Origin of the sequence: Psychromarinibacter halotolerans, assembly GCF_029168315.1 — a bacterium.
GTDB classification, from domain to species: Bacteria; Pseudomonadota; Alphaproteobacteria; order Rhodobacterales; family Rhodobacteraceae; genus Psychromarinibacter; species Psychromarinibacter halotolerans.
This window is the reverse complement of record NZ_JARGYD010000015.1, coordinates 1-14,970: the sequence shown is the minus strand read 5'-3', so window position 1 is coordinate 14,970 and position 14,970 is coordinate 1. Positions and strand designations below refer to the sequence as shown.

Sequence of the window (14,970 nt, the reverse complement as noted above, 5' to 3'; positions counted from 1 at the left end):
CGGGATATTTCCGGACAGAAGAAGATCAGACGTATTTGACCTGATCGCTTGCGAGCAGTTCGACGATGTTCTCGGGAACCTTCAGGCCCTTCTGAAGCTCGGCGTCGAGGCTGTTTTCCAGTTCCGTGACCTTGGCCAGCATCTCGATGACCTCGTCGATCCGGTCGAACGGCACCACGGCGATGCCGTCGCGGTCGGCGACGATCATGTCGCCGGTCTCGATCGCGCGGCCGCCAAGGGTGATCGGGAAGCCGACCCGGCCGGGGCCCTTCGCGAAGGGCGAGCCCGGCGTCAGGCCGGTACACCAGACCGCAAGGCCGGTCGCCTTGATGCCAAGGATATCCCGCATCGGGCCATCCGTGATGAAGCCGATGGCGCCGCTGTTCTTCATGAAGGCGCAGACGCGGTCGCCCGCCGCGGCGCAGCCCTGATGGCCGCCGAAATCGGACACCACCACGTCGCCGTCGCGGACCTGAGGCAGGGCGGCAAGAACCGCAAGGATGTCGGCGGGACCGGCCTCGACGGTCAGGGCGGGGCCGGCGGCGGCATATTCGGGGTCAAGCGCGCGGATCACCGGCGGCAGCGCGCCGTCGCCGTACATCGCGTCGACGACGAAGCTGGACGGCACGCCCTGAAAGGCGGCGATCTGGGCGTCGGTGGGGCGGCGCGTGGGGCGCCGGATGGTCAACAGTGGCGGTTCTTCGATCATGGATGGTCCTCCCTGCGCGGCACCAAAGCCCAATCCTGCGGGAAGGTCCATCCACCGATTAAGCTGTTCAGGACAGGGGCACCGCGTAGCCGCAGGTTACCGGCGGCAGCAGCGCGGGGTCGACGACTTCGAACCCTGCGGAATAGACGACGCCCGCCGCGGTGCGGGCGGTCATCCGCCACTGGCCCTTCAGGATCTCGTATTCGTAGTCGAAGGTGTAGCCGTAGTACTGTGCTTCGAGCCCCGAGATGTCGGTGTACCAGGTCTGGCTGGTGACGTTGTTCGGCCCCATCGGCGGGTGTTCGATGGTGATCTCGACCGGGCCCGCGTAATCTGGCAGCGCCCGGACGTGCACGCCGAAGCCCACGTCTTTCTGGCCGGGGACCAGCGGACCGGGGCCAAGGAATGGCGGCAGCCCCTCGACGAAGGACACGGTGCCCGACACCGTGCCTTCAGCCTCGCCGATGTCGACGGGCTCGCGGGCGCAGAAATATCCTGCGGTAAACTCGGCCGCGCCGGGGGTCCGCGTATCGGCCGCGACCCCGTTCGCGGGCAGCAGGGCAAGGGCGCAGACGAAAAGGAGCCAGCCGGCGATCCGGCGGGCTCCCTGCGGTGCGATGCGGGCAAGGCGTGTCATGGGCTGCACCCTAGACCCGCTTTGACCCGGTGGAAAGCGTCAGCCGATTGCGACGGCCTTCACGTCCTCGTGGATGTACGCCTCGTACTGCGAGAAGTTCTCGGCGAACATGCCGACCAGCTTCTGCGCCTGCGCGTCGTAGGCGGCGCCGTCATCCCACGTGCGGCGCGGATCCAGCAGAATCGCGGCCACGCCGGGCACCGAAACCGGCACGTCGAAGCCGAAGTTCGGATCCTTGCGGAAGGTGCTGTCGGCGAGCGATCCGTCCAGCGCGGCGGTTAGCAGCGCGCGGGTGGCCTTGATCGGCATCCGCGACCCGGTGCCATAGGCGCCGCCGGTCCAGCCGGTGTTGACCAGCCAGCAGGTCGCGCCGTGCTTGGCGATCTTCTCGCGCAGCAGGGCGCCGTAGACCTCGGGGCGGCGCGGCATGAACGGCGCGCCGAAGCAGGTCGAGAAGGTCGGTTCCGGTTCGGTCACGCCCTTTTCCGTGCCGGCCACCTTCGAGGTGAAGCCCGACAGGAAGTGGTATTCCGCCTGCGCGGGCGACAGCCGTGCGATCGGAGGCAGCACGCCGAACGCGTCGCAGGTCAGCATGATGATGTTCTTCGGATGTCCGCCAAGCGCGGTGGCCGACGCGTTCGAGATGGCCTCGAGCGGGTAGGCGCAGCGCATGTTCGCGGTCTTCGAGTCATCCTCGAAGTCCAGTTCCAGCGTCTGCGGGTCGTAGACCATGTTCTCGATCACGGTGCCGAACATCGAGCAGGTGGCGTAGATCTCGGGCTCGGCCTCGGCGGACAGGCTGATCGTCTTGGCGTAGCAGCCGCCTTCGAAGTTGAAGGTGCCGCGGTCGGACCAGCCGTGTTCGTCATCACCGATCAGGACGCGGTTCGGGTCGGCGGACAGCGTGGTCTTGCCGGTGCCCGACAGGCCGAAGAACACGGCGGTGTCGACGGGATTGTTCGGCGCGTGGTTGGCCGAGCAGTGCATCGCCATCACGCCTTTGCCCGGAAGGATGTAGTTCAGCAGCGTGAACACGGATTTCTTGTTCTCGCCCGCGTATTCGGTGCCGCCGATCAGGATCAGCTTCTTGTCGAAGTTCAGCGCGATCACGGTTTCCGACCGGCAGCCGTGCCGCTCGGGGTCGGCGTTGAAGCTGGGGCAGTTGATGATGGTGAACTCGGGCGTGAACTCGTCCAGTTCGCTGCGCGCGGGGCGGCGCAGCAGGTGGCGGATGAACAGGTTGTGCCACGCCATCTCGTTGACGATCCGCACGTCCAGCCGGTGTTGCGGATCGGCGCCGCCGAACAGGTCCTGAACGAAGTAGTCCCGGCCCTTCATGTGTTCCAGCATGTCGGCGTGAAGCTGGTCGAACGCGGCGGGGTCCATCGGCTTGTTGTTGTCCCACCAGATCGAATCCTCGACCGACGGGGTGCGGACCACGAACTTGTCCTTGGGCGAGCGGCCGGTGTGCTTGCCTGTGTCGACCAGCAGCGTGCCGCCGTTGCCCAGCTCGCCCTCGCCCCGCTCGACCGCCTTTTGCATCAGAGCGGCGTCGATGAGGTTGTAATACACATGGCCAAGCCCGGTGATGCCGTGTTGCTCGAGTGTCTGGTTAGGATTGACCCGTCCGGTTTCCATGCGGTCTGTCTCCCTCGCCGCGCGGGCGGCGTCTGGCTGAACGTAAAAGGCGCGGGACTGCGCCAGCCGACTCCGGAAATGGTGCCGTGCTGGAGGCCTATAGCATGTCGGTTTTGGGCGTGAACAGGACGCAAGCGCACAGTTAGCGCAACCAGTACAGGGTTAGCGCAATCATCCGTCGCGGGCGGGAAACCATCTTTCCAAGCATGCAAAATCGTGCCCCTGAGTGAGACATATTAGCAATTGGTTGCGGATTTTCGTGCCTGATTGACCCGCGATACGGCCGTGATTCGCACATTGCGGTTGATTTGGCGGGGTTGCGTAGTGACTATGCCCAAAAAATGCAGGTATAAATAGAGCAGTAGAGGAAACCCTCATGTCGCGGATTGCTTTGGTGGACGATGACAGGAACATCCTGACATCGGTGTCCATGACTCTTGAGGCCGAGGGCTTCGAGGTCGAAACCTATAATGACGGTCAGGCCGCGCTGGACGCGTTTAACAAGCGTCTTCCCGATATGGCCGTCTTCGATATCAAGATGCCCCGCATGGACGGGATGGACCTGCTTCAGCGGGTGCGCCAGAAGACGTCGATGCCGGTCATTTTCCTGACCTCGAAGGACGACGAGATCGACGAGGTTCTGGGTCTGCGCATGGGCGCGGATGACTACGTCAAGAAACCCTTCAGCCAGCGCCTGCTGGTCGAACGCATCCGTGCGCTGCTGCGCCGTCAGGAAGCGATCGATTCCGGCGAGAAAGGCGATACCGAGGCGAACAAGGTGATGGTCCGCGGCGAACTGTCGATGGACCCGCTGCGCCACGCGGTGACGTGGAAGGGTCAGGACGTGTCGCTGACCGTGACCGAATTCCTGCTGCTGCAGGCGCTTGCCCAGCGTCCCGGTTTCGTGAAGTCGCGCGATCAGCTGATGGACGTGGCCTATGACGATCAGGTCTATGTCGACGACCGGACCATCGACAGCCACATCAAGCGGCTGCGCAAGAAAATGCGGACCGTTGATTCCGACTTCTCGGCGATCGAGACGCTGTACGGCATCGGGTATCGTTACAACGAAGAGTAATCATGAACGCCACGTCTGACATCGACGTGCGAGGGTCCAAGCCCGCGGCGCGTGACGCGGAAATGGATAACCTGGTCCTCGGCGAGGACTGGGAACGTCCAGAGTCCGAGGTCAGCGCCGACGTGAAGGAGCGTCGCAGCAAGCGAAGCTTCATCTCGATCAACCGTTCGCCGCTGGCGCGCAAGATCATCACCTTCAACCTGCTGGCCATGCTGATGCTGGTTGCGGGTGTGCTTTGGCTGAACCCCGTGCGCGAGAACATCGTGCTGCAGCGCGAAAGCACGCTGGTGGCCGAGGCGCATCTGGTGGCCAACGTTTTGGAAGCCGCGATTGCAGGCGATGCTGACGCGGGTGCCGGTCTGGATGCGGGTGCGCTTGGCTCGATGCTGGGTGCGCTTCGTCTGCAGCCGGGGATCGAGGTTTACGTTTTCGATGCGGACGGCGCCCTGCTGGAAGCGACCGGCGGCGTCGACCGGCCGCAGCTGGACGGAATGCCCGCGCCCGAGCGGGAAGAGTCCACCGTGCTGTCCGACTCCCTGAACCGAGCGTGGGACGCGCTTTCAGGGCTGTTCAACGCGCAGGACAGCGGCGTTTCCGAAGCCGACATTCAGGAAGCCTTGCGCGCGATGGCGGCAGGCGCCGCGCAGGGCGAAACGCAGGTTTCCAGCCAGGTGTATCGCGACGGCGGCACGATCTTCTCGGTCGCCACGCCAGTGATGCGTGGCGATGTCGCTGTCGGGGCCGTCGCCCTGACCAGTGCCGCCGGAGAGATCGACCAACTGGTGCTGGCCGAACGTGAACGCGTGCTGCAGATGTTCGTGATCGCGATCCTTGTGTCCATCGGCCTAAGCCTTGTGCTGGCCTCGACCATCGCCAACCCGCTGTCCGACCTTGCCGCCGCGGCCGAGATCGGGCGCGACAAGAATTCCAAGCGCCGCAGCCCCGCGCGCATCCGCATTCCCGATCTGTCGGGCCGCCCGGATGAGATCGGCCGCTTGTCGGCCGCGCTGCGCGGTATGGTCGGCGCGCTGTACGAACGGATCGACGCGAACGAACAGTTCGCCGCCGACGTCGCGCACGAGATCAAGAACCCGCTGGCGTCGCTGCGGTCCGCCATCGGCACCCTGCGGGTGGCCAAACGCGACGATCAGCGCGAGCGGCTGCTGGAGGTGATCGAACACGACGTGCGCCGGCTTGACCGGCTGGTCAGCGACATCTCGAACGCCTCGCGGCTGGACAGCGAGCTGGTGAAAGAGGACGAGGAATCGTTCGACCTTCTGGCGATGCTGCGCAACCTGTCCGACTATCTCGGCAACGAAGCGCGCGAGAAGGGGATCGAGTTCATCACCGACATGCCCGCCGATTCCATCGAGATTCAGGGGCTGGAAGCGCGTCTGGCGCAGGTCTTCGTAAACCTGATCTCGAACGCGGTGTCGTTCTGCGAGGACGGCGACGCGATCCGCGTCTGGGTCCGCCGCCGCGACAACCGCGTGCTGGTGGTGGTCGAGGATACCGGCCCCGGCATCCCGGAAGAGGCGCTGACCAAGATCTTCAACCGCTTCTACTCGGAACGGCCCGCCGGGCAGTTCGGCAACAACTCCGGTCTCGGGCTGGCGATTTCCAAGCAGATCGTCGAGGCGCATTCCGGCGTGATCTGGGCTGAGAACATCCGCCCGACCGACGCCGACGTGACCTCGGACCCGCTGGGCGCCCGCTTCGTGGTCGGCCTGCCGGTCTGATCGTGAACGCCTGTCGCCAGAGGCAGGATTGTCCGGAAAATCCTGCAAGCGAAAAATCTGCAACAAAATTCTGCGGCCCAGCTTCTTCTAGAAGAAGCTGCCGCCGTCGGTTGTGATCGTCCACGCAAGCTGCGTCGCGCTGGGCGGGCGCGGGGTTCTGATCCTTGGCGGGTCCGGAACAGGCAAGTCGGGGCTGGCACTGCAGCTGATGGCTTATGGCGCCGCGCTTGTTTCGGACGACCGCACGATCCTGTCCAACCAAGGCGGCGCGTTGCAGGCCGCCGCGCCAGACACGATCCGCGGCCGGATCGAAGCGCGGGGCATCGGCATCCTGAACGCCGCGGCGGCAGACCCCTGCCGCGTGGTCCTTGCGATCGACATGGACCGGGTCGAGACGGCGCGGATGCCGCCGCCGCGCGACTGGACGGCTTGCGACGCAACGGTACCCCTTCTTCACAAGGTGGAGAGCCTTCATTTCGCCGCAGCGATCCTGCAGTATCTTGAATCTGGACCCGCCGAGATATGAGCTTTCGATGTCGCTAGACCGTGCAGACGCTTCGCAGACGACGCGACTGGTGCTTGTCACCGGCCCGTCCGGGGCTGGCCGGTCTACGGCGATCAACGTGCTTGAAGACCTCGGGTACGAGGTGATCGACAACATGCCGCTGCGGCTGATGCCGCGCCTGCTGGACGGCCCGCCGCTGGGGCGGCCGATGGCGCTGGGGCTTGATGTCCGCAATCGCGACTTCAGCGTCGACGCGATCCTAGACCTTGTCCGCCAACGCCGGGCAGAGGCCGGGCAGGCGGTGGAACTGCTGTACCTCGATTGCAGCACCGAGGTTCTGCTGCGCCGCTATTCCGAGACCCGCCGCCGGCACCCGTTGGCGCCGGCCGAGGCGCCGCTGTTAGGGATCGAGCGCGAGGCGGCCCTGCTGCAGCCGCTGCTGGAACAGGCTGACACGCTGATCGACACCTCGGAACTGACGGTTCACGACCTGCGCGACGAGGTGCAGGCGCTGTTCGATACCGACCCGAACGCGCGGCTTGCCGTGTCGGTCCAAAGCTTTTCCTACAAGCGCGGGTTGCCGCGCGGGATCGATACGGTGTTCGATTGCCGTTTCCTGCGCAACCCGCACTGGGAGCCGTCGCTGCGCGCGATGGATGGCCGCGACGACGCCGTCGCGACCTATGTCGAGGGGGACCCGCTGTTCCCCGAATTTCTTGAACGTGTGACCGGATTGATTGAAATGCTGCTGCCCGCTTATCGCGATGAGGGCAAGTCGCACCTGTCCATCGGTTTCGGCTGTACCGGAGGGCAACACAGATCGGTTACCCTTGCGGAAAAGCTGGCAAATATCCTTGCAATGCAGGGGTGGCAGGTTTCTAAAAGGCACAGGGAACTGGAGCGGACGGCGCGTGCGGCGCCCCCGTCATCCGTGGGGTAAGCGTACCTTGATCGGCATCGTCATCGTCGCCCATGGCGGCCTAGCCCGGGAATATCTAAGCGCCGTCGAGCATGTGGTCGGACGGCAGAACGGGATTCGTGCGATCTCGATAGAGCCGGACCATGACCGGGGCGTGAAGCAGACAGAGATTTGTGCCGCAGCCGACAGCGTTGATGGCGGCGACGGCGTTGTCGTCGTGACCGACATGTTCGGCGGGTCGCCCAGCAACCTTAGCCTGCGCGCCTGTACGCCGCAGGACCGCAAGATCATCTACGGCGCCAACCTGCCCATGCTGATCAAACTGGCCAAGTCGCGGCACATGGCGCTGGGCGATGCGGTAAGCGGCGCGTTGCAGGCCGGGCGGAAATATATCGACAGCTACGACGTGGCGTGACATAGCCTTTCCCGTCATGAGCAAAGCCGTCAAACGTACCCTGTTGATCGTCAACGAAAAGGGCCTGCACGCCCGGGCCTCGGCCAAGCTGGTCGAGGTGGTCGAGGAACATGACGCGACGGCGACCGTCGCCAAGGACGGTCAAAGCGCCACCGGCGACAGCATCATGGGGCTTTTGATGTTGGCAGCATCAAAAGGAACCTCTATTGAAGTCGAAACCAGCGGCCCGGAGGCAGAGAAGCTTGCCGACGCGCTGGAGGCGCTTGTGGCCGACCGTTTCGGCGAAGATATGTAGCCGGGTCCCGCGAGGAGAGAGTTTGGCTTGTCAGACACCACTCCCCAGAGGCAGCAACTGATGCAGGCGCGGCGTGACAGAATTGCCGCGCGCGGCGCAGAGACCTCCGGCGGCCAGCCCGTCCCCGCACCGCCGGGGCAGGCCTATGACCGGCGCCGTCTGACCTATGCGAACACGTTCGACAGCCCGCTAAGGGCCTTCACGATCCGCGCGCTGGAATGGTTTACCGGCAAGATCACGATCATCCGGATGCTGCGCGAGTTCCAAAGACGCGGGCCGCACGACCGGCGCGACATCTGGGGGGATGCGCTGGACATCATGCGGATCCGGCTGGACACCCCGCAGGACCAGATCGACCGGATTCCGGCGACAGGTCCGCTTGTGGTGGTCGCGAACCACCCGCACGGGCTGGTCGACGGGATGGTGATCGGGCACCTGCTGAGCCACAAGCGGCAGGACTACAAGTTGCTGGTCCGCGCCTTCCTGACCGGCATCGACGAGATGGCGGCGAGCTTCCTGATCTCGGTTCCGTTCCCGCACGAGGACGATGCGCAGCGCAAGGGCATCGAGATGCGCGAGGCGGCGATGAATCACCTGAACGACGAAGGCGCGATTGCGCTGTTTCCGTCGGGCGTCGTCGCGCATTCCGAGACCATGTTCGGACCGGCTGTCGAAGCCGAATGGAACGTGTTCACCGCCAAGATGATCCGCCGGTCGGGGGCGACGATCCTGCCGATCTATTTCCCCGGTTCGAATTCGCGCTGGTACCAGATCGCCAACCAGCTGTCCCCCGCGATGCGGCAGGGGCTGCTGCTGCACGAGATCGTCGCCGCCTGCAAGAAGCCGCAGGCGCCGGTCATCGGACGCCCCATCACGCCCGACGAATGGGACGAGCCGATCAAAGAGCCGCGCAACTACATGGCGTGGCTGCGCAACCACGTCTTGTCCCTGAAGGACAGCGCCTGATCGCGGGCGTTGCAGGGGCTCTGCCCCAGTCACACTGCGTGTGACTTCCCCGGGATATTTCCGGACAGAAGAAAGGGATCGGTCAGCCGGGGTAAGCGGCGCGGACCGCGGCGGCAATCACGCCGCGCAGCCATGCGTGCATCGGCGAGGCGTGGGTCCGCGTCGTCCAGACCAGATCGATCTCGAACGGGGCCGGGCAGGGACAGTCCAGGATGCGGACCGCGGGGCCCAGCGTTCCGGCAAGGCGTCGGGGAATCGTCGAGACGACGTCCGTGCCGGCGACGATGGATTCGATCCCCGCCGGGCTGGGCAGGCGGAACACCGTGTTCAGCTCGATGCGCCGCGCTTCGAGTTCTTGCAGATAGCCGGATTTCCATGTGCCGCCGTAGGTCACGACCGCGTGGCGGGCGGCAGCGTATGAGTCCAGCGTCAGCGGCTTGTCGCACAGCGGATTGTCGGGGTCGGCGATGCAGACGTAGCGGTCGTCCAGCAGGTTGCGGCAGTAGTACCCGTCCTCGTCCGGGCGGAGCGGCCCGATCAGCAGGTCGGCCTCGGCGCGCTTGAGTTGCAGGCGCCCCTGTGCGGACGAGTTGATCAGGTCGACGCGCAAGCCCGGTGCGTCGCGCCGCAGACGGCGGATCACATGGGGGGCGATCAGGACGCGTTCGTAGTAGTTGCAGGCGATGGTCACGGTCTGGCGCGCGCGGGCCGGGTCGAACTCGGGCGGGGCGGCCAGTGTTTCGAACTCGTCCAGCAGGCGGATCGCCGATGCGATGACGGTCGTGCAGCGTTCGGTGGGGGCGATGCCGCCGCCTTGCCGCACGAACAAAGGATCGCCAAGCGCGCGGCGCAGCTTGTCCACGGTGTAGCTGACGGCGGACTGGTTCGTGCCCAAAGCCTCTGCCGCGGCGGTGAAGCTGCCCTTTTCATGGACCAGCCGCAGGGTCCGAAGTGCGGCGAAATCTATGGTGTAAGCATCTGACATGGCTATCCTATCGGATTCTCCGATGTTCTAGATCAATTCCATCGGATTGTCATGTGGGGGTCTGGCGAATTAGCTCGTCCGTCATAGCCAGAACGCCAAGGAGGAGGGCAGCATGGCACTTGCGCCATATGACGACACCATCACGATTCCCGAGCTGACGGCGAACCCGTATCCGGTTTACCGGAAGATGCGGGCGGAAAGCCCCGTGCTGCGGGTTGCGTCGGTCGGCCGTACCCTTCTGACCCGGGCGGAAGACGCCCGCGCGGTGAAGGACAACCCCGACCTGTTCAGCTCGAACGACCCTAACACGCCGATGGAGCGCGCGTTCCACGCCCAGACGCTGATGCGGAAGGACGGACCGGACCACAAGGCCGAGCGGATGGCGATGGCGCCGACGTTCAGCCCGAAGAACCTGAAGGGCCTGTGGGGTCCGGCCTATGAGCAGCTGGCGAACGACTATCTTGACCGGTTGCCGCGCGACGAGGTCGTCGACCTATTCCCGACGCTGGCCGGTCCGCTGTCCGCCCGCATTCTTGCCGTGATCCTTGGTATTCCGGGCGCGTCGGACGAGGACATGCAGTTCTGGAGCCAGGCGCTAATCGATGGCGCGGGGAACTTCGGCTGGGATCCGAAGCTGTTCGAACGCTCGGACCTCGCGCATGACCAGATCGTATCCGAGATCAACCGGCAGGCCCCCACCGCCCGCCAAGAGCCGGACCAATCGGCGCTGTCGGTGATGCTGAATGCCGAAAACCCCATCGAGATGAGCCAGGTGGTGGCGAACATCAAGATCGCCATCGGCGGCGGCATCAACGAGCCGCGCGACGCGCTGCTAACGATCCTGTACGGCCTTCTGACCAACCCCGACCAGCTTCAGGCGTTGAAGGAAAGCGGCGACTGGGGGCTGGCGTTCGAGGAAGGCGTCCGCTGGGTCGCGCCTATCCAGGTCAGTTCGCGGCTGGTGACAGAGGACACGCAGATCCGGGGCTTCGACATTCCGAAAGGCGATGTGGTGATGACCGTGCAGGCCAGCGCCAACCGCGACGAGGATCTGTTCGAGAACGGCGACCGGTTCGACGTGTTCCGCAAGCGCAGCCCGCACCAAAGCTTCGGCAGCGGGCCGCATCACTGCCTTGGCACGCATCTTGCGCGGATGATGCTGGGCAAGATCATGCTGCCGCTGATCTTCGACCGCTTCCCGAACATGGAGCTGGTGACGCCCGAGGACGTGGTCTGGAAGGGCTTCGGGTTCCGCGGGCCGCTGAACCTGCCGGTGCGGCTGAACTGAAGGAGAGCATGATGATCGAAGTGACTTTCGTGGAAGCCTGCGGCAAGCGCATCACCGTGCAAGCCGCCGAGGGCGCGACGCTGATGCAGATCGCGCGGGACAACGACGTCGAGGGTATCCGTGGCGAATGCGGCGGCTCTCTCGCTTGTGCAACCTGTCATGGCTATGTTGAGGATACGTTCCTGCCCGAGGTGGGCGGGGCCGGCGAGGAAGAGTCCGAGATGCTGGATTTCGCCGCCTGCGAGGTGAAACCGTCGAGCCGCCTGTGCTGCCAGATCGCGGTCCGCCCGGCGCTGAACGGCATGGTGGTGCATCTGCCTGAGGCACAGATCTGACGCTGGCGGGTGGGGGGCTCTGCCCGTCGCACCGAGCGGTGCGCAATGTGAGGGCGAAAGGGGGCTCTGCCCCCGGCCTGAGGCCTCCCCCGAGGTACTTGGAAAGAGAAGAAGCCCCGGCCGTTGTGGTCGGGGCTTTCTTTATCAGCGTGTCGGGACCGGCGTTTCGCCTCGGTAGTCGTAGAAGCCGCGCTGGGTCTTCCGGCCGAGCCAGCCGGCCTCGACGTATTTCACCAGCAGTGGGCAGGGGCGGTACTTGGTGTCCGCCAGCCCGTCGTGCAGCACGTTCATGATGGCAAGACAGGTGTCCAGCCCGATGAAATCCGCCAGTTCCAGCGGCCCCATCGGATGGTTGGCGCCGAGTTTCATCGAAGTGTCGATGGATTTCACCGATCCCACGCCTTCGTAGAGGGTGTAGACCGCTTCGTTGATCATCGGGATCAGGATGCGGTTTACGATGAAGGCCGGGAAATCCTCGGCCGAGGCGGCGGATTTGCCGAGGCTTTCGACCACGGCGAGGCAGGCCTTGTAGGTCGGCTCGTCCGTGGCGATGCCGCGGATCAGCTCGACCAGCTGCATCACCGGGACCGGGTTCATGAAGTGAAAGCCCATGAATTTTTCCGGGCGGTCGGTGCGGCTGGCCAGGCGGGTGATCGAGATCGACGAGGTGTTCGAGGTCAGGATCGTGTGCGGCTGCAGATGCGGCACGAGGTCTTCGAAGATCGCCTGCTTGACGGTTTCGCGTTCGGTCGCCGCCTCGATCACAAGGTCGGTGCCGCCGAGATCGGGCAGTTTCAGCGTGGTCGAGATCCGGTCCATCGCGGCCTGCTTCTCGTCCGCGGAGATGCGGTCCTTCGAGACCTGCCGGTCGAGGTTCTTCGACACCAGCGACACCGCTGCGGACAGTGCGTCCTCGCTGATGTCGGTCAGCAGCACCTCGTACCCCGCGAGCGCCATGACATGCGCGATCCCGTTGCCCATCTGGCCTGCGCCGATCACGCCGATCCGCTTGATTTCCATGCTCGCCGCTCCTTCGGGTTGTCGCCGGGACCATATGCGCCGCCTTCGCGGCACTGCAAGGGCGAATGCCCTGGGATGCCGCGCGGCAATTCGAGACAAATGCACGGCTTAGGCAGATGGCAAGGAGTTTGTGCGAATCCGGTCGCGGGTGGATCACTTTCAGAAGTGGGGTGCAATGAACTACGGCAATCTCGAACGACCGGCTCTCGATTACTTCCCGTGCCGGTACGGCGCGTCGAAACAGCTTTTCCGCGGACCGCGCCGGCGGCTGGAGGGGGACTTTGTCGCCTATCTTGGCGGTACTGAAACCTACGGCAAATTCATCGACACGCCGTTTCCGGCTTTGGTCGAGGTGGAACTGGGAATACGGGGCGTGAACCTTGGCTGTATCAACGCCGGGATCGACGCCTATTTCAACGACAAGACGCTGCTGGAGATCTGCAACAAGTCGCAGGTCGCGGTGATGCAAGTGATGGGCGCGCAGAACATGTCGAACCGCTTTTACGCAGTGCACCCGCGCCGCAACGACCGTTTCCTGCGGGCGTCGACGCTGCTGCACAAGATTTACCCCGAGGTCGACTTCACCGAGTTCAGCTTCACGCGCCACATGCTGCAGACGCTGAAGGACATCTCGCCCGAGAAGTTCGCGATGCTGCGGGGGGAACTCAAAGAAGCGTGGCTGGCGCGGATGCGCATGCTGTTGTCGCAGATCGAGCGGCCGGTGGTGTTGTTGTGGCTGTCCGATCATCCGCCGCTGGAAGACGACGACCGCAGTTTCGGGCAGCACGAGCTGGCCTGCGGCGATCCGCTGTTCATCGACCGGCCGATGCTGATGTCACTGGAAGGGAAGGTCACGAAGGTGGTCGAGGTCGTCGCCTCGGCGCCGGAACGGCGCAGCGGCATGGACGAGATGCACTTTGCCGAGGGCGAGCGCGCCGCGGCAGAGGAAATGCTGGGTCCGGTGGTGCACCGGCGCGCCGCTCGGGCATTGGCGCCGGTGCTGAAATCGATGCTGTGACCGGACGGGGTTAGTTAGCGCAGGCTTCGGCCAGAAGCGCGGCGAATGCGGCGGCGACCTCTTCGGCCGATTTGTCCTCGGAGTTGTCGGCGCGGACCTTGAAGGTCATCTTCGACCGGGCCCGTGGATCGTCGAGGTACTCGGCAAGATAGTCCTTGGGGTCCAGCAGGTACGTGGCAAGGTTCTCGGCGTCCCACACAAGGCCGGCCTCTCCGGCCTCAGCCATCGACTTGCCATAGCGGAAACCGTCATAGCTGCCGGCGGTGCGGCCGACGACGCAGTGCAGGTTGGGACCGACCTTGCCCCGATTGCCGTAAAGAACCTCGCCCGAGTCGTCGGCGATGACGTGGCAGGTCGCGCATTGGCCGAAGCTTTCGGCGGCGTAGGCGGCCTGTTCGGACAGGTCCTGCGCGGTGGCGGGGGCGGCCAGAAGGCTGGCGGCCAGAAGGGAATTGGCTAGGCGTTTCATGAGGTCCTCGCTTTTCGCGTCCTTCGGGGGCCGGTGCGGCCCATGTACTTGGCTGTCGCGCGCCGCCGACGATTCCCCGTATCGGGCCCAAGATCAAGGGCGCCCCATGCGGCGAAGTGACCGGGATGTCTGGCGATACTGCGCGGCATGGCGTATCTGGCGGCGCGATGCAGGACATGATCCCGGCCTGGGTGAACGGCGAATTGATGGCGGTGGACAAGCTGGCCGCGCACCGGCAGGGGCTTCGGCACAAGGCGGTGTCGGTTTTCGTGCTGGACGGCGACCGGGTGCTGCTGCAGCGCCGCGCGCTGGGCAAGTACCATACGCCCGGGCTTTGGGCGAACACCTGCTGTACGCACCCGCATTGGCAGGAGTCCGACACTGACTGCGCCGTGCGGCGGTTGCAGCAGGAATTGGGGATCGCGGGGCTGACGCCGATCCACCGGGGCGAGGTGCGGTATCGCGCCGATGTCGGCAATGGCATGGTCGAGGACGAGGTGGTGCAGGTTTTCGTCTGTGACGCCGGTGCCGACTTGGCGGTGGCGCCGAACCCGGACGAAGTGGCCGAGGTACGCTGGGCGACGCTGGATGCGCTGCGGGCCGAGATCGCGGCAGACCCCGCGCGGTTTACGCCGTGGCTTCGGATCTACCTTGAGGATCATGCCGCACGGATCTTCGGTTCTTTGGGGCGCTGAACGCACAACGCAAAAGGCCCGCCGTTTGGCGGGCCTTCCGGGATGGGGTGGAACCCCATCCTACGTTAGGGCTTGTCGGATGGGGGTTTACCCCATCCTCACCGGATCAGAGCTTCTCGGTCAGTTCCGGGACTGCGGTGAACAGGTCCGCGACAAGGCCGTAGTCGGCGACCTGGAAGATCGGCGCTTCCTCGTCCTTGTTGATCGCGACGATCACCTTGGAATCCTTCATCCCCGCAAGGTGCTGGATCGCGCCCGA

Annotated in this window: 17 protein-coding genes and 1 pseudogene; 11 read left to right on the top strand and 7 right to left on the bottom strand. The window is 64.8% G+C overall.

Annotated elements, in window-relative coordinates; genetic code table 11:
• Positions 1 to 25: 25 nt before the first annotated feature.
• The 3 genes from P1K30_RS22295 to P1K30_RS22285 all read right to left on the bottom strand — a co-directional run bounded on the left by P1K30_RS22295 (position 26) and on the right by P1K30_RS22285 (position 2,984).
• Complete coding sequence (locus P1K30_RS22295) at positions 26 to 709, bottom strand: RraA family protein (protein ID WP_275634982.1); 684 nt, start codon at positions 707 to 709, stop codon at positions 26 to 28.
• A gap of 67 nt (positions 710 to 776) precedes the next feature.
• Complete coding sequence (locus P1K30_RS22290; RefSeq protein WP_275634981.1) at positions 777 to 1,346, bottom strand: DUF3859 domain-containing protein; 570 nt, start codon at positions 1,344 to 1,346, stop codon at positions 777 to 779.
• A 39-nt stretch (positions 1,347 to 1,385) separates the two neighbouring features.
• Positions 1,386 to 2,984: a phosphoenolpyruvate carboxykinase gene (locus P1K30_RS22285; protein WP_275634980.1), complete on the bottom strand. Its 1,599-nt coding sequence runs from the start codon at positions 2,982 to 2,984 to the stop codon at positions 1,386 to 1,388.
• A gap of 376 nt (positions 2,985 to 3,360) precedes the next feature.
• On the opposite strand from P1K30_RS22285, the gene P1K30_RS22280 reads away from it, so the two are divergent.
• The 7 genes from P1K30_RS22280 to P1K30_RS22250 all read left to right on the top strand — a co-directional run bounded on the left by P1K30_RS22280 (position 3,361) and on the right by P1K30_RS22250 (position 8,901).
• Complete coding sequence (locus tag P1K30_RS22280) at positions 3,361 to 4,062, top strand: response regulator transcription factor (protein ID WP_275634979.1); 702 nt, start codon at positions 3,361 to 3,363, stop codon at positions 4,060 to 4,062.
• Positions 4,063 to 4,064: 2 nt separating this feature from the next.
• Positions 4,065 to 5,801 (top strand): sensor histidine kinase, encoded by a 1,737-nt coding sequence (locus P1K30_RS22275; protein ID WP_379561978.1) that lies wholly within the window; start codon positions 4,065 to 4,067, stop codon positions 5,799 to 5,801.
• Between the two features lie 112 nt (positions 5,802 to 5,913).
• Complete coding sequence (locus P1K30_RS22270; RefSeq protein ID WP_275634978.1) at positions 5,914 to 6,327, top strand: HPr kinase/phosphorylase; 414 nt, start codon at positions 5,914 to 5,916, stop codon at positions 6,325 to 6,327.
• A 7-nt stretch (positions 6,328 to 6,334) separates the two neighbouring features.
• Positions 6,335 to 7,246, top strand: a complete 912-nt coding sequence (rapZ, locus tag P1K30_RS22265) for an RNase adapter RapZ (RefSeq protein WP_275634977.1) — start codon at positions 6,335 to 6,337, stop codon at positions 7,244 to 7,246.
• 7 nt (positions 7,247 to 7,253) lie between these two features.
• Complete coding sequence (locus P1K30_RS22260; protein ID WP_275634976.1) at positions 7,254 to 7,640, top strand: PTS sugar transporter subunit IIA; 387 nt, start codon at positions 7,254 to 7,256, stop codon at positions 7,638 to 7,640.
• A 16-nt stretch (positions 7,641 to 7,656) separates the two neighbouring features.
• The gene (locus P1K30_RS22255) at positions 7,657 to 7,935 is read left to right on the top strand and encodes an HPr family phosphocarrier protein (RefSeq protein ID WP_275634975.1); all 279 of its coding nucleotides are present in this window, start codon (positions 7,657 to 7,659) and stop codon (positions 7,933 to 7,935) included.
• A 60-nt stretch (positions 7,936 to 7,995) separates the two neighbouring features.
• Positions 7,996 to 8,901 carry a lysophospholipid acyltransferase family protein gene (locus P1K30_RS22250; RefSeq protein WP_379562063.1) on the top strand — a complete coding sequence of 302 codons (906 nt, stop codon included), beginning with the start codon at positions 7,996 to 7,998 and terminating at the stop codon, positions 8,899 to 8,901.
• An 82-nt stretch (positions 8,902 to 8,983) separates the two neighbouring features.
• Here P1K30_RS22250 and P1K30_RS22245 read toward each other — a convergent pair whose 3' ends face one another.
• A complete protein-coding gene (locus P1K30_RS22245; RefSeq protein WP_275634973.1) occupies positions 8,984 to 9,886 on the bottom strand; it encodes a LysR family transcriptional regulator in 903 nt (300 codons plus the stop codon).
• Between the two features lie 112 nt (positions 9,887 to 9,998).
• On the opposite strand from P1K30_RS22245, the gene P1K30_RS22240 reads away from it, so the two are divergent.
• The gene (locus P1K30_RS22240; RefSeq protein WP_275634972.1) at positions 9,999 to 11,174 is read left to right on the top strand and encodes a cytochrome P450; all 1,176 of its coding nucleotides are present in this window, start codon (positions 9,999 to 10,001) and stop codon (positions 11,172 to 11,174) included.
• 11 nt (positions 11,175 to 11,185) lie between these two features.
• Positions 11,186 to 11,509, top strand: a complete 324-nt coding sequence (locus tag P1K30_RS22235; protein WP_275634971.1) for a 2Fe-2S iron-sulfur cluster-binding protein — start codon at positions 11,186 to 11,188, stop codon at positions 11,507 to 11,509.
• Between the two features lie 144 nt (positions 11,510 to 11,653).
• Here P1K30_RS22235 and P1K30_RS22230 read toward each other — a convergent pair whose 3' ends face one another.
• Positions 11,654 to 12,529 (bottom strand): 3-hydroxybutyryl-CoA dehydrogenase, encoded by an 876-nt coding sequence (locus P1K30_RS22230; RefSeq protein WP_275634970.1) that lies wholly within the window; start codon positions 12,527 to 12,529, stop codon positions 11,654 to 11,656.
• Between the two features lie 175 nt (positions 12,530 to 12,704).
• On the opposite strand from P1K30_RS22230, the gene P1K30_RS22225 reads away from it, so the two are divergent.
• Positions 12,705 to 13,547, top strand: coding sequence for a DUF6473 family protein (locus P1K30_RS22225; protein ID WP_275634969.1), 843 nt, complete (start codon positions 12,705 to 12,707; stop codon positions 13,545 to 13,547).
• 10 nt (positions 13,548 to 13,557) lie between these two features.
• Here the strand turns inward: P1K30_RS22225 and P1K30_RS22220 are convergent, their stop codons facing one another.
• Positions 13,558 to 14,016 (bottom strand): c-type cytochrome, encoded by a 459-nt coding sequence (locus P1K30_RS22220; protein WP_275634968.1) that lies wholly within the window; start codon positions 14,014 to 14,016, stop codon positions 13,558 to 13,560.
• Between the two features lie 167 nt (positions 14,017 to 14,183).
• Between P1K30_RS22220 and idi the strand changes: the two genes are divergently transcribed.
• Entirely contained in the window at positions 14,184 to 14,711 is a 528-nt protein-coding gene (idi, locus tag P1K30_RS22215; RefSeq protein ID WP_275635009.1) for an isopentenyl-diphosphate Delta-isomerase, read from the top strand.
• 106 nt (positions 14,712 to 14,817) lie between these two features.
• Here the strand turns inward: idi and P1K30_RS22210 are convergent.
• A pseudogene (locus tag P1K30_RS22210) lies at positions 14,818 to 14,970 on the bottom strand (electron transfer flavoprotein subunit alpha/FixB family protein); the annotation flags it as partial.

Bases quoted from the DNA above. Each gene is read 5' to 3' on its own strand.
- P1K30_RS22295 (WP_275634982.1), bottom strand. From the start codon at position 709: ATGATCGAAGAACCGCCACTGTTGACCATCCGGCGCCCCACGCGCCGC.
- P1K30_RS22290 (WP_275634981.1), bottom strand. From the start codon at position 1,346: ATGACACGCCTTGCCCGCATCGCACCGCAGGGAGCCCGCCGGATCGCC.
- P1K30_RS22285 (WP_275634980.1), bottom strand. From the start codon at position 2,984: ATGGAAACCGGACGGGTCAATCCTAACCAGACACTCGAGCAACACGGC.
- P1K30_RS22280 (WP_275634979.1), top strand. From the start codon at position 3,361: ATGTCGCGGATTGCTTTGGTGGACGATGACAGGAACATCCTGACATCG.
- P1K30_RS22275 (WP_379561978.1), top strand. From the start codon at position 4,065: ATGAACGCCACGTCTGACATCGACGTGCGAGGGTCCAAGCCCGCGGCG.
- rapZ (WP_275634977.1), top strand. From the start codon at position 6,335: ATGTCGCTAGACCGTGCAGACGCTTCGCAGACGACGCGACTGGTGCTT.
- P1K30_RS22255 (WP_275634975.1), top strand. From the start codon at position 7,657: ATGAGCAAAGCCGTCAAACGTACCCTGTTGATCGTCAACGAAAAGGGC.
- P1K30_RS22250 (WP_379562063.1), top strand. From the start codon at position 7,996: ATGCAGGCGCGGCGTGACAGAATTGCCGCGCGCGGCGCAGAGACCTCC.
- P1K30_RS22245 (WP_275634973.1), bottom strand. From the start codon at position 9,886: ATGTCAGATGCTTACACCATAGATTTCGCCGCACTTCGGACCCTGCGG.
- P1K30_RS22240 (WP_275634972.1), top strand. From the start codon at position 9,999: ATGGCACTTGCGCCATATGACGACACCATCACGATTCCCGAGCTGACG.
- P1K30_RS22235 (WP_275634971.1), top strand. From the start codon at position 11,186: ATGATCGAAGTGACTTTCGTGGAAGCCTGCGGCAAGCGCATCACCGTG.
- P1K30_RS22230 (WP_275634970.1), bottom strand. From the start codon at position 12,529: ATGGAAATCAAGCGGATCGGCGTGATCGGCGCAGGCCAGATGGGCAAC.
- P1K30_RS22225 (WP_275634969.1), top strand. From the start codon at position 12,705: ATGAACTACGGCAATCTCGAACGACCGGCTCTCGATTACTTCCCGTGC.
- P1K30_RS22220 (WP_275634968.1), bottom strand. From the start codon at position 14,016: ATGAAACGCCTAGCCAATTCCCTTCTGGCCGCCAGCCTTCTGGCCGCC.
- idi (WP_275635009.1), top strand. From the start codon at position 14,184: ATGCAGGACATGATCCCGGCCTGGGTGAACGGCGAATTGATGGCGGTG.